This is a genomic window from Bradyrhizobium ganzhouense (assembly GCF_049949285.1).
In the GTDB taxonomy this organism is placed as follows: Bacteria; Pseudomonadota; Alphaproteobacteria; order Rhizobiales; family Xanthobacteraceae; genus Bradyrhizobium; species Bradyrhizobium ganzhouense.
This window is the reverse complement of sequence record NZ_CP181318.1, coordinates 7,421,460-7,434,494: the sequence shown is the minus strand read 5'-3', so window position 1 is coordinate 7,434,494 and position 13,035 is coordinate 7,421,460. Positions and strand designations below refer to the sequence as shown.

General features: G+C 64.2%; 10 protein-coding genes. 4 read left to right on the top strand and 6 right to left on the bottom strand.

The annotated features are described in order from the left end of the window. Nucleotides 1-8: 8 nt before the first annotated feature. On the bottom strand, nt 9-1,490 hold the full coding sequence (locus ACLFLU_RS34565) for a hypothetical protein (RefSeq protein ID WP_426409159.1): 1,482 nt from the start codon (nt 1,488-1,490) through the stop codon (nt 9-11). After that, complete coding sequence (locus ACLFLU_RS34560) at nt 1,487-2,974, bottom strand: hypothetical protein (protein ID WP_426409158.1); 1,488 nt, start codon at nt 2,972-2,974, stop codon at nt 1,487-1,489. The genes ACLFLU_RS34565 and ACLFLU_RS34560 overlap by 4 nt, the downstream gene beginning before the upstream one ends. A gap of 367 nt (nt 2,975-3,341) precedes the next feature. Between ACLFLU_RS34560 and ACLFLU_RS34555 the strand changes: the two genes are divergently transcribed. The 3 genes from ACLFLU_RS34555 to ACLFLU_RS34545 all read left to right on the top strand — a co-directional run bounded on the left by ACLFLU_RS34555 (nt 3,342) and on the right by ACLFLU_RS34545 (nt 5,834). Further along, nucleotides 3,342-3,506, top strand: coding sequence for a Flp family type IVb pilin (locus tag ACLFLU_RS34555; protein ID WP_195802394.1), 165 nt, complete (start codon nt 3,342-3,344; stop codon nt 3,504-3,506). Between the two features lie 169 nt (nt 3,507-3,675). Further along, a complete protein-coding gene (locus ACLFLU_RS34550) occupies nt 3,676-4,905 on the top strand; it encodes a glycosyltransferase family 87 protein (protein ID WP_426409157.1) in 1,230 nt (409 codons plus the stop codon). A gap of 308 nt (nt 4,906-5,213) precedes the next feature. Next, the gene (locus tag ACLFLU_RS34545; protein WP_426409156.1) at nt 5,214-5,834 is read left to right on the top strand and encodes a DUF2865 domain-containing protein; all 621 of its coding nucleotides are present in this window, start codon (nt 5,214-5,216) and stop codon (nt 5,832-5,834) included. Nucleotides 5,835-6,657: 823 nt separating this feature from the next. On the opposite strand, the gene ACLFLU_RS34540 is transcribed toward ACLFLU_RS34545, so the two are convergent. Continuing rightward, a complete protein-coding gene (locus ACLFLU_RS34540) occupies nt 6,658-7,914 on the bottom strand; it encodes a serine hydrolase domain-containing protein (RefSeq protein ID WP_426409155.1) in 1,257 nt (418 codons plus the stop codon). Nucleotides 7,915-8,177: 263 nt separating this feature from the next. Continuing rightward, nucleotides 8,178-9,776: a glycosyltransferase 87 family protein gene (locus ACLFLU_RS34535; RefSeq protein WP_426409154.1), complete on the bottom strand. Its 1,599-nt coding sequence runs from the start codon at nt 9,774-9,776 to the stop codon at nt 8,178-8,180. Between the two features lie 391 nt (nt 9,777-10,167). Between ACLFLU_RS34535 and ACLFLU_RS34530 the strand changes: the two genes are divergently transcribed. Next, entirely contained in the window at nt 10,168-10,848 is a 681-nt protein-coding gene (locus tag ACLFLU_RS34530) for a TetR family transcriptional regulator (protein WP_426409153.1), read from the top strand. 151 nt (nt 10,849-10,999) lie between these two features. On the opposite strand, the gene pyk is transcribed toward ACLFLU_RS34530, so the two are convergent. Beyond that, nucleotides 11,000-12,436 carry a pyruvate kinase gene (gene pyk / locus ACLFLU_RS34525; RefSeq protein WP_426409152.1) on the bottom strand — a complete coding sequence of 479 codons (1,437 nt, stop codon included), beginning with the start codon at nt 12,434-12,436 and terminating at the stop codon, nt 11,000-11,002. Further along, nucleotides 12,433-13,029 (bottom strand): DUF1036 domain-containing protein, encoded by a 597-nt coding sequence (locus ACLFLU_RS34520; protein ID WP_426409151.1) that lies wholly within the window; start codon nt 13,027-13,029, stop codon nt 12,433-12,435. The genes pyk and ACLFLU_RS34520 overlap by 4 nt, the downstream gene beginning before the upstream one ends. Nucleotides 13,030-13,035: the final 6 nt, after the last annotated feature.

Genomic DNA, 13,035 nt, shown 5'->3' with positions numbered 1-13,035 from the left:
CTGCGTCCTCATTTCGACGGCATTGCGGCCGCGCCTTCGGCATCGTCCCGCACATGGACCACCGCGATCTTGTCGCCATACATCCGCTTCCAGCCCTTGATATGGTCCAGCATCTGCGCCGCGGGTGAATCCGGCGTCAGCAGGGTTGCGTCGATCCTGTTATCGTCGAGCATGCGCAAGAGGCCGGAGACGTCGCGGCCGTCTTCGGCGGCAAAATAGTCCATCAGGAATTGCTCGCCGTAGAGCTCCGACCGTCCGTCGACGAAAGGCCTGATGTCGCGGACGATGAGGTAGCCGCCAAAACCGTAGGAATTGAAGATGCGCGCGGCCTTGCGCTCCGTCAGCACATCGACCGCCGCGACCGGCGTCTGCGCCGTGGAGAATTCGAAGGCATGATGGCTGGCAAAGGTCGCGGTCGCGCCTGCGGTCGCGAGCACGATCGCCACCGCGGCCAGCGCCGCCGGGGCGCTGGGAGCCATCCGCAAGCCGCGTGGCGCATCGGGCGCGGACCTGAACCAGCCGCTCAGCGGCTGCGCCAGCACCAGAGGAACGAGGATGCCGAAGATCTCGATGCTGCGGACATGCGCCAGTGCCATCCAGGTGGCGCCGAGGATCAGCAGCACGCGCGGCGGTGATAGTGTCAGGCCGCGCGTGAGGCCGAGACCGAGCAGGCCGAGCAGCGCGCCCGCGAACGGGCTGAACGTGCTGAAATCGGCCGGGCGCCATTCGGCGATGACGGAGAAGGATTTGCCGAGGCTGAGGATGCGGACCGCACCGAGCAAAGTGTCGATGCCATAGGGCGTGCAGCAGCTCGCTGCCAGCGCGCCGAGCCCGAACGCGGTCCAGCGCATCGCAAGCGCCAGCCGGCGCGGCGGCGCCGCGCGCCAGAGCGCTTCGAGGCCGATCGCGCCAATCAAGGCGAGCCCGAGCACGAAGCCGCCGTGAAGATTGGCCCACAGCACCATCAGCGGCAGCAGCAGGAAGGATGGTGCGCGGCCGCGATCGGCAGCGGCCATCAGGGCGCCGGTCCAGGCGACCATGACCGGCAAGGCCAGCACGTGCGGGCGGGCCAGCAGATGCGGCGCGGCAAGAGTCATCGCCAGCAGGCAGAACACCAGCGCATAGGGCAGGTCGAGGTGCCGTTGCAGGAAGCTCAGCAGCAATCCCATCGCCAGCGCGATCGCGGCCGCGGTCAGCACGACGGGCCCGGCCCATCCCCAATGCGAATAGGCGGTCGCGAACAGGACTTGCGACAGCCATGAGGTCGAGAGCCAGACATCACCCTGGCGCGTCAACGAATAGACGTCGGTCCATGGCACGGCGCGATGATCGAGGATCCACGCGCCGACCTTGATCTGCCAGAGCGTGTCGGGATCGTGCAGCAGGCTGTCGCCGCTCACCAGCAGCAGCAGAAAGGTCGCGGCCGCGATGCACAGCGGCGCCAGATTGCGCTGGGCGCGCGCGATCGGAACACTGGCCGCGATGGTCATGGCTTGGCCGGCGCGGCCCCATCGGGCACGCCATCCCGCACATGGATCACGGCGATGTCGTCGGCATAGAGCCGCTTCCAGCCCTTGATATGATCGAGCACCTGGGCGGCCGGGCTGTCGGCGACCATCAGCGTGGCGTCGATCTTGTACTCTTCCAGCAGCCGCGTCAGGTTATCGAGCTTCTTGGCCTCGACCCCCTTGAAGAAGTCCATCACGAACTTCTCGCCATAGAGCTCGGCGCGGCCGTCGACGAACACCGGGATGTCGCGGGAGATCAGATAGCCGCCGAACTGGTAGGCGTTGAAGATGCGCTGCGCCTTGCGTTGCTGAAGCAGGTCGACGGCGGCGACCGGCGTCTGGTCCATCGTGAAGGTGAAGCGATGATGCGACATGTAGATCGAAGTCGTGGTCCAGGCCGCGGCCGCGATCATCAGTGCGCCCATGATCGTGACATAACGCGCGGTCCAGCTCTCGGCGCCCTGCGCGGGTTGCGGCAGCGGCGATGTCTCGCCGAGCGGCTTGGCCAGCACCAGCGGCACCAGGAAGGCAAAGGCCTCGATGCTCCTGACATGGGTGAGCCCCATCCAGGTGAAGAGCAGGATCAGCAGAATGCGCGGCGGCGACAGCGTCAGGCCACGAAACAGGCCGATCGCGATGAGGCCGAGGATCGCGCCTTCGAAGGCGGAGAACGAGGCGAAATTCGCCGGCATCCATTCCGAGATGACCGACAGCAGCTCGCCGAGATTGAGGATGTTGGTCGCGCCCAGCAGCGTGCGCCAGCCATAGGGCGTGACACAAGCAGCCGCCATCGCGGCGACGCCGAACAGGAACCAGCGCGCGAGCAGCCGTATCTGCTTGCCGGAATCGAGCGTCCAGATGGCTTCGATCGCCATCGGGCCGATCAGCGCGAGGCCGAGTACGAAGCCGCCGTGAAGGTTCGCCCACAGCGACATCAGCGGCAGCCAGACCCAGGACGGCGTGACTTTGCGGTCGGCCGCATTCATGAGAATGCCGACCCATGCGATCATCACCGGCAGCGCCAGGATGTGCGGCCGCGCCAGGATATGGTGCAGCGACAGCAGCACGGCCAGCATCGCGAACAGCACCGCGCGCGGAATTTCGAGATGCGCGTCGAGGAGATAGACGAAGATCGCGGCCGACGCCGCAATCGCGAGCGCAGTGAGGACGACCGGTCCGGCCCAGTCCCATTGCGCGTAGGAGACCGCGAACAGGATCTGCGACAGCCAGGACGTCGAGATCCATGGCTCGCCGGGCCGCGTAAAGGAATAGAAGTCGGTATAGGGCAGGGCGTGATGATCGAGGATCCACTGCCCGATCTTGATCTGCCAGAACGAGTCGGAATCCTGAAGCAGCGTGTCGCCGATATAGAGGAAGAAGAGATAGGCGCCCGCGCCGACACACAGCGGCACCAGCGCTCGCGCGCGGCTCTGCACCGTCATGCTGTTGGTGAACGATAGGGACATGCCGCCTCGTCTTGTTCTTGTCGGATTGGCCGAGCGGGCGGCATTTGACCATGGCGGTCATAACTTCCCGTAAATCGGCGGAACTGGAGCGCGATGAATTCGAGCAGCGCCGCAACGGAGCTACGTTCCCTCCCCCCTTGTGGGGGAGGGAATGGAGAGAGCGAGCCTCCATGTCCCCGGCAATTTAACCGATTGTTTTAGATTTCGGTTTACCATCGGCGAATACATACAAACGGTTCCGTGTTTGCGCAGTCGAATTAACTGCGGCGCAATTCTTTGCCCTTACGTTGAGTTCCATGGTCGGGCGGCGCTGGGAAGCCGAAAAGACCAGACCAGTTGAAGCCACGTGTATCCTTTGGAGCAGTCTATGAAGAACCTCGTTTCGCGTTTCGTGAAGGACGAATCCGGCGCCACCGCCATCGAATACGGCCTGATCGCCGCCGGCATCGCGCTGGCGATCATCACCGTCGTCAACAACCTCGGCACCTCGCTGAACGCCAAGTTCGGCTCGATCTCGTCCAGCCTCAAGTAAGCCGGACGATCAACGGAATAGCGAAGAGCCCCGTCATCGACGGGGCTCTTTTGCTGTGCCCGCAACATCAGCGCGGGGCATTCGACATTCGGGCTTAAGCCTCCTTCAAGTCACCGGGGTGTATGGCTTGAACGCATCTGCGTCACCGTATTGCGTCAAAGGAAGCCGCATGGCCGAAGCTTCGTCCGCCCCGCCTGCTGTTGCTCGTCACGGCGCACTCCCTACGGCGCTCCTCAACATCTCCTTCGTGCTGGCGATCGTCACACTGGCGTATTTTCCGACGGCCTATCTCACGCATGCGTGGATCTTTGGTGCGGACGGACGCGGAATCCCGACGGATTTCGTTAATGTCTGGGCGGCCGGAAAACTGGCGCTCGAAGGCCATCCCGCGCAGGCCTGGGATTGGGACATCCAGAAGCAGGTCGAGCTTGCGCTGCTCAAGCAAGATTTTGTCGGCCATTTCGCCTGGCACTATCCGCCGCCTTTCCTGTTCGTCGCGTCCTTCCTCGCGCAGTTTCCCTATGCGGTGGCTTTCATCGGCTGGGCCGCGTTCAGCATGGTGCCTTATCTCGCCGTGATGCGCGCGATTATCGGGCGCAACGCGGGCCTGGTGCTGGCGATTGGATTTCCTGCAACCTTCATCAATATCCTGGTCGGGCAGAACGGTTTCCTCACCGCCTCCCTGATCGGCGGCATGCTTTATCTGCTGCCGACGCGGCCCGTGCTGGCTGGAATCTGCCTGGGCCTTCTGAGCTACAAGCCCCAATATGGATTGCTGTTTCCGCTGGTGCTGATCGCCGCCGCCGAGTGGACGGTGCTTTTCACCGCGGCCATCGTCACGGCGACGATCGCAGTGGCGTCCTGGCTCGCATTCGGGACCGAAAGCTGGCAGGCCTTCTTCCACTGGATTCCGATGTTCTCGCAGGCCTTCCTGACCGAAGGACGGGCGCCCTGGTTCAAGATGCAGAGCATCTTCGCGTTCGTGCGCTATGTCGGCGGCACCGAGCAGCTCGGATGGATCTTCCAGTGGGTGCTGACGGCAGCGGTTGCCATCGTGCTGGTCGCGATGTGGCGGAGCAGGCTGCCCTACGCGCTAAAGGCGGCGATGCTCGCGGCGGCAACGCTGCTCACGACGCCCTATCTCTTCATGTACGATCTGGTTGTGCTGGGCATCGCGGTGGCCTTCCTCATCCGCGCCGGGCTCGATGAAGGTTTCGCGCGCCATGAGGTGATGGCCCTGGCGCTCGTCTTCGCGCTGCTTGCGACCTTCCTGTTTCTCGGGATGCCGGTGGGCTTCCCGGCAATCCTCATCGTCTTCGCCCTGATCCTCAGTCGCTGCGCAGCCTGGCGGGCTGCCGAAGTCGCATCGATGCAACTCGTTGCAACGCGAACGAACTAGGACGTGACTCATTAGCGCCGTGGCGCATTGCCATGTCGGCTAATCACAGCAAGCCGGACTCCAAGCCGCGCTTGCCTGGACTGCTGCTTCTGGACCCGAACCGGACATCGGTCGGTTTCAACGCGGCGCGAACTCCGGGGGATCACGGCTCCGACGGCGTTCCATAACGGCCGAAATGCGGCGCTTGCCGTGCCCACTCGCCTATTTCTTTCCCCTTCTCCGCCCAGCTTAGAGCGCGTTTCGTATCCACGATTGCCGCAAGCGCCCCTTGTGCTGAAGAGAGTTCGTTGCCTCCGATGGAGCAAGCGATGCGTACCGAATTGTGCTTTCAGCGCAAGCTGCGCCGCATGCTTGTTGCTGTCGCCATCGTTGGCCCCGTGGCGCTGACGCCCGAAATGAGTGCGGCCGAGGGCTTGCTTGATTTCTTTTTCGGTGGCGGCCAGAAGCAACAGCAGCAGCCCTCGTCTTTTGATCCGCAATCACCACCGCCGCGGCCGGTCGTCGTAAGCGCGGGACCTGCCTTCTGCGTGCGCAGTTGCGACGGCAAATATTTTCCGCTGATGCGCGGCGCGGCCTCGCCGGCGCAGATGTGTCAGGCCTTCTGTCCGGCAAGCCCGACCAAAGTTTTCTTCGGCTCCAGCATCGACAGAGCCTATGCCGCAACCGGCGAACGCTACGCCGATAGCGAAAACGCCTTTGCCTATCGGAAGGCGCTGCGCGCCGATTGCACTTGCAACGGCCAAAGCCCCGCCGGTCTTGCGTCAGTCGATCTCGCGATGGACGGCTCGTTACGCTCGGGCGACGCGGTCGCCACCGCTGACGGGCTCGTCGCCTATTCCGGCATACGGGTCGGTAACGACCAGAGCCCGGATTTCACGCCGCTTCCGGCGGCGACCATCACACGGAAGCCGGTGCCCGCGCGCGACTAGCACGTAGATGCGGATTGATGTTGCAATCAATGTCCGACGGTCACCTCTTGCAGAGCTTCTTCCGTCGTTGGCCCATCAGCGAAGTGGCGACACACCTCATTGAGGTCCGCTTAGTGGAGCTAACCGACTAGACTTTCTCACCCTGAGTTCTTCTCGGTTTGACCCTGAGCAGCCCCCGCATGCAATTGGTAACAATTGTAGCTTTTTGCGTTCCGGTAGGTTGATATTTTCAAATTATGCAACTGTTGCCAATTCCCGAAGGGTACAAACATGAAAATAGCCATCGCGGTCCTGATGGTCTTCAGTTCTTCCGCAGCACTCGCGCTCTGCCCTTCAGGTCATAGCGCGGTTGCTCGGTTGATTTGTGCCGATCCAGAGCTATCGAACTTGGAGGGGGAAGTTTACGGGGAATTCAATTCGTGGCGGTCTAACGTCGAGGGGCCCGCCAGACAGGCTCGCGAAATAAGCCATGGGACTTGGATCAGGGAGCGAAACGTAGTCTGTGGACTAAGCTCGATGGATCCTGACGCTCCCCTAGGCGCGCTCTTAGCCGCGAAGCCATGCATGGTGAAGGCGTATGAGGAACGAAAGCAATTCTACGACGGGGTGATGTGGAACTAGCGACAGCTAACACGTTTGCGCCGAGTTTCGCGTGTCCAGGAATGTCGCGTTCATGGCCCATCGCTTCCGTTGACGTGGTGCAGCTACATGTCGGTTCGTTGGGGGAGACCGGAAGTTTGCCGTCGGGAGCCAAACCGACACTTTTGACCCAAGGCGGACAGGCGAGTGCGCCGGTATTGAAGTTCAGTGAGCCGTCAGATCATCATTTCCCAAGCTGTTGAAGCACGGCGGACCACAACGCAAGCGTCTCTCTCAGGGATCCCGGCTCGTTCGGCTTTTGGCGCACGGCAGTGTGCACCATGACGAGCTTCGAGATCGGATCGATTAAGATCATCTGACCGCGTATGCCGAGCAGAGCAAATCTGCGCTGTTCGCCGGGGAGGATCCACACCTGATAGCCGTACCCGAAATAGGGTGTGGCCACTCGCGGCGCGAGATAAGTATCGCTTGGCTTGACGGTCGTGGCATCCAACAGCCACTGCCGGGGAATCAACTGACGACCTTCCCAAGCGCCGTCGTGTGCAAGCAACCGGGCAAAGCGCGCGTAGTCGCGCAAGGTTGCGTTGACACAGCAAAAGGCAATCTCTTGCCCGCTGCCGTCGATCGCCCATGAGGCATCGGCCTCGGTGCCGATGGCATCCCAGATCCGGTCGTGCAGATATTCGGCAACTGGGGTCGCCGTGGCGGAGCGCAGCACCAGACCGAGTATCTCGGTTTCAACGCTGGCGTAGTGCCATCTGGTACCCGGCGGCGCGCTGCGCGTGTTGAATTGCGCGATGACGGCGGCGGGATCTTGCGTCTCTCCAACGAACAAGGCTCTCCCAAGCCGGGCGATATCATCGTGCCCATCATAAACTTCCGAAAACTCAACGCCCGAGGCCATATTCAGTAGGGCCCGGATAGATGTGTTTCCATATTCCGTTCCTGCAAGACCAGAGACGTAGGTTGAGACGAGGTCATCGATCGACTTGATCCGTCCCTCCGAAATCGCGATCCCGACCAGCATCGCCACCATCGTCTTGGCCATGGACTGCGAAAGAAAGCGGTCGTGGTCGGTCCGCGAATATTGATAGTGCTCGTACAGGATGGTGTCGTCCCTGGCGATCAGGAGTCCTGTCACGGGGTTGCGCTTGAGATAATCCGCAATGCTCAGCCGTTCCGTGCCAAAACCATAGGCGATCGATGGCTCTGGCGCGCGTTTGAATTGCCAAGGTGCCGTCGCGCGGCGTATCGGGCGCGAGGGGTAGAGTTCGTCGAAATGGCTGTAGACCCCGACGAGTTTGTCCAGCTGGGTGGCGGTCGCCCGCGTGCCGACCGGATAGCCGAAAGACGCGCCGTAGCTCTCGGCATCGGGGCCGCTATTCGAAAATGCCGGTCCCGCCTCGCTTCCGCTGCGCTCGCGGACGTCCTGTGCGTATGCTGACGGCGCCCATACCGCGGATGCGAAAATGACAGTCAAGAAAAGCCTGCGGCAACCGCGCGGTGTGCAGAGCGCTCCCCAACTCATTGTACTCGTCTCCCGCACACGTTCTTGTGTGCGCGTCGACGAGGATAACCTCGTGCCCGATATCGTTCAACTCAATGACCACTTCCGCTTCTGGCCCATCTGCGACCTCCGGACATGGCCGCTCTTCGGCCGCTGTCAGGGGGACCAGGCATCAGTCGGCCAGCCGTCTAATGAGTACATGCCCTAAGAAGCGCGAAGCAAGCTCCGATCGGGCTCTACCGCGAGGCCCGCTCAATGAGCGGACAGCTTTCGAGGATCGTGCCGGGACGGGCGCCCTCGATGGCGACACAGGGCTTGGTGGGATCGATGGCAAGCGCGTAGCGATCCAGCAGCGCGCTGCGGTCCGGTTCGCCGCGCATGTGCAACTCGCGGAGACCGCCGGGCAGGGGAGCCTTCAGCCCGGCGCGGATGCGCTGGTCGAAGATGCCGCCGGGGACGATAGGCACGCCGATATCGGCGAGCAGGTAGAAGCGCGACTGCGGCGGAAGCTGCGACGCGATATAGGCGAGCGGCTTGCCGAGAATGAAGTAGGTCGCGGGCTGATCGAGCGCATCGGCGATCTTCGGCCGGTAGGCGTCGGACCACGCGCGGTGCCACCAATCCGCCGGCTGCGACCACAATGCGATCGCGGCTGCAACCGTCAACATCAGCGCGTTCAGTGGAACGGGGGACGCCGCGGGCAATGTCGGTCCCACGCTCGCAGCGAGGCGCGCGAGCAGGAGGACGATGATCGGTCCGCACAACAATTCCAGAACCACCGCATAGCGCTGGATAGAGAACAGGCCGAGCCACGCCAGGTACGAGACTGCAAACAGCACCACCAGCTGCACGTCACGTCGTGTGAGGATCGCGCTGGCGCGCGTCATGCGCACAAACAGGCTGAGCACGAGCAGAACCGCCACGACCGCGAAGCGCGCGTCGCGGAACGGATGCTCCGCGCCTCTGTGGTCGCCGATCAGCCAATAGAACGGATAGGCCAGCGCGTCGGACACGCTGTGCGGCATGAACTGCGCGTCCATCAGATTGACGGAAGCCACCTCGCCTGACTGGAAGACGGCATTGAACAGCGGGAAGATCGGATTGCCGGTGTCGCGCCAGGCGATCAGGCACCATTCACCGCCGGTGAGCGCCGCGCCGACGATCCCGCCGAGTCCGAGCAGGACAGTCGCCCGAAGCGGACGCGCGGCGGCGAGCACCGCCGCGGCTGCGCCTATCGCGTAGACAACGTTGGTCAGCTTCAGGCCGACCGCGGCGCCGATCAGGAGCCCGGCCAGCAGATAGCTGGCTACGGGCTGGCGATCCGCAGCCAGGATCAGAAGGAAACCGCCAATCACCGGCAATGCCAGCAGCACGTCGGAAAAGCTCGTGCCCACTTCCGAAAGCGTCATCGGACCTGAGGCCGCGATGGCGACCGCCGCTGCGATCGCAGCGAAGGTCGCGGCCTGACGCAGGACGACGCGTGCAAACAGGCAAATCAGCGCGAGGTTGAGGCCGTGAATTGCGCCGATGATCATCAACCCATACGGCGACGGCAGATAGTGGCGGAGGTAATAGACCGGAAAATAGACGATCGGATTGAAGTAGGTTTGAAACCCCGGCGGGACCGCATCGACGCCATAGCGGCCGTTCAGCACGGCCCAGACATTGTATTCGTGGTAGTTCTGCCAATCCCAGTTGACGTCCTCGCCCATCGCGAAGGTGTAGAGCGCGCCTGCCAGCATCGAGCAGACGACAATGGCGATGGGTGTAAGCGCTTGTCCGCGCAGGTTCGTCGTCCATGATTGCCGCAGGCCTCCGGCCGCGGGCATGGACATGGCCTCTCGCAAGTCAGCGGCGGTTGTCGCGCGTTGCAGCATAAGGCGGATTCCGATTGTATACGCAGGACTATGGCCAGCCAGTTAAGGTCGCATGAATCTGTGCGGGAACTTTGCTGCTTTGCGCGCAAAGGTCGCGCACGGTCGAGCCGTCGCACTGCGATCCGGCAGACGCAGCGGGATGCCGTCGCCTGAAGCTGTCGAGATTCGGGTCTACCGAAGCGGGCTATTCTCGCCGCTGATGCAAAGCGCGAAAACCGGCATCACGCATTTGCTTCTTGTCATCCTCCCTGAATAGTTGTTCAGTCCTTGCGGGGCGATTTGCATCTATTGCAGTGACGAAGCGTTCGGCCGCGGGCGTGCGGCAAGCGTGTGGGACAGGAAGCGCGCCATGGTTTATCGGCGAACGCATCAAGTGGTTAAGCGCCTTGCGGCTCGGCGCAGCGCCATCCTGGCGGCGGCAAGGGAAGCCGCAGCCGAAGGCGGCATGGCGGCGGTGCAGATCGCGCCGGTCGCGGTCCGGGCCAGTGTGGCGGCCGGCACCGTCTATCGCTACTTCCCCTCCAAGGCCGAGCTGATCTCCGAATTGATCTCCGAGGTCTCCCGCGACGAGCTCGCAGCGATCCGGCGCGCGGCCGATGCCGCGCCCGGTCCGTCCTCCGCGCTGGCGGCGGCCGTGACCACGGTGGCCGTCTATACGCTGTCGCAGCGCCGGCTGGCCTGGGGCATCCTGGCCGAGCCTGTCGATGTCGATGTCAGCGCCTCACGCCTGGCCAGCCGCCGCGAGATTGCCGGCGAGATCGCGGCCCGGATCGATGCTGCGGTGCGTGCCGGCCATCTGCCGGCGCAGGACACCGCGCTCGCCGCGACCGCGCTGCTGGGTGCGCTGCACGAGGCGCTGGTCGGCCCGCTTGCGCCCGACAATCTCGAAGATCCCGTCAAGATGCGCGATGCGGTTCAGACCGTGACGCTGCTTGCGCTGCGCGCCGTCGGCGTCATGGACGCCCGCGCCCGTGGTCTGGTGGTGCAGCAGACGCTGCTGCCGACGACCAAGGCGCTGGTCGGGGCCTGACAACGCCGCTGCGATGGGGACGGGGGTCTGATCGCGCTCAGGCCGTTGCCTGAGCACGTCTTTTCGCAAAACCCGAGCACAGCGGCCGGACGGGCCGGCTACTGTGCATGGGGTTGTTTTCGCGGTTTTGGTTGGCGGCCTGCTGGCCGTCTCACAAATTCGCGTCGCCCTCGGGGCCGACGGAGGCGATCCGCACCATATTGGTGGTGCCGGGAATGCCGAGAGGCACGCCGGCGACGATGATCACGCGCTGGCCGGCGCGGACGAAACCGTCGCGGAAGGCGATCTGGCCGGCGCGGCTCACCATGTCGTCCTGGTCGCGCGCATCCTCCGCCACCACGCAATGCACGCCCCACACGACGGCGAGCCGGCGGCCGGCCTGGATGTTCGGCGTGATCGCCACGACCGGCGGCTTCGGCCGCTCGCGCGCCACGCGCACCGCGGTCGAGCCCGAGCTGGTCCAGCAGATCAGGGCGGGCAGGTCGAGCGTCTCGGCGATTTGCCGCGCGGCGTCGGCGATGGCGTCGCCGGCGGTGGCTTCCGGCGGGGGGCGCTGGGCCGTCAACACGGAGCGGTAGATCGGGTCGCGCTCGACCTCCTCGCCGATGCGGTTCATGGTCGACACCGCCTCGACCGGGAATTTGCCGGCCGCCGATTCCGCCGACAGCATGATAGCGTCGGCGCCCTCATAGACGGCGGTGGCGACGTCGGAGACTTCGGCACGGGTCGGCACCGGCGACTGGATCATCGATTCCAGCATCTGCGTCGCGATCACCACCGGCTTGCCGGCGCGGCGCGCCATGCGCGTCATTTGCTTTTGCAGGCTCGGCACGCGCTCCAGCGGTAGCTCGACGCCGAGATCGCCGCGCGCCACCATCAGCGCGTCGGACGCCTCGATGATGTCGGCGAGGCGGTCGATCGCCTGCGGCTTCTCGATCTTGGCCATCACGGCGGCGCGGCCGCGGATCATCTTCTTGGCTTCGAGCACGTCGTCGGCGCGCTGCACGAAGGAGAGCGCAATCCAGTCGACGCCGGTGACCAGCGCGGCCTCGAGGTCGGCGCGGTCCTTCGGCGTCATCGCCGAAACCGGCAGGTCCGTATCCGGAAGGCTGACGCCCTTGCGGTCGGACATCTTGCCGCCGACCACGACGCGCGTCACCGCGTGCTCCTTCGTGGTCTCCTCCGCGATCAGCCGTACCTTGCCGTCGTCGAGCAGCAGGGCATGGCCGGGCCGCAGCGCTGCCAGAATCTCCGGATGCGGGAGATTGACGCGCGTGGCATCGCCCGGGGTCTTGTCTGAATCGAGCGTGAAGGTCTGGCCGTTCTGGAGCTGGACCGCGCCTTCCGCGAACGCGCCAAGCCGGAGCTTCGGGCCTTGCAGGTCGACCAGGATGCCGATCGGGCGGCCGTAGCTGCTCTCGACATTGCGGATCGTCGTCACCAGCTCCCGCATCTTGTCATGCGGGGTGTGGCTCATATTGATGCGGAACACGTCGGCGCCGGCCTCGAACAGGCGGCGGATCATCGCGAGATCCGAAGAGGCAGGTCCAAGGGTCGCGAGAATCTTGATACGGCGAAGACGCCTCATGGCTTATTTCCAGACGGTGGCGAGGGGGCTGGCGGAAGGCCAGGCGCGGCGGGGGGCGTACCACCGGGCGGGCTATTGGGCAAACCCGGAACGCCGCCACCGGGGCCAACAGGGCCGGGCATCCCGGGGACACGTTGCTGGGAGGGCTGCTCGTTGGCATCGGTGAGCTGGACCGTCCAGGCCCGCTGCTCGCCGGTATCGACCTCGAAATAGCCGGTCCGGTCGTAGCCGCGCGCCAGGCAGTCCTCGGTGCCGCGGATGGTGAATTCCTTGTCGCGCGAGCACATGAAGGCCTGCCCCGACCATTCGCCGCCGCGGTCATAGTCGATCGCGTAGATGTAATAGTAACGGGCGACCAGCGTGCCCCGCAGCAGGGTCTCGCAGGAGCGGGACGAGATGTTCCACCAGCCCTCGGTGGTCCAGCCGTCGGCGTCCTTGTAGCCAAGTGCAATGCCGACCCGGCTCGAGGTGTTGTTGCAAAGCCGGAAATCGGCCGAGGCCGGACTGGCCCAGAGGCACAGCAAAGCAACCGCCAGCACCGGGACCAACCGGGCGAGCAGGCGAAGGGGGGAGCGGGGAGATTCGGCGATCATTGTCGC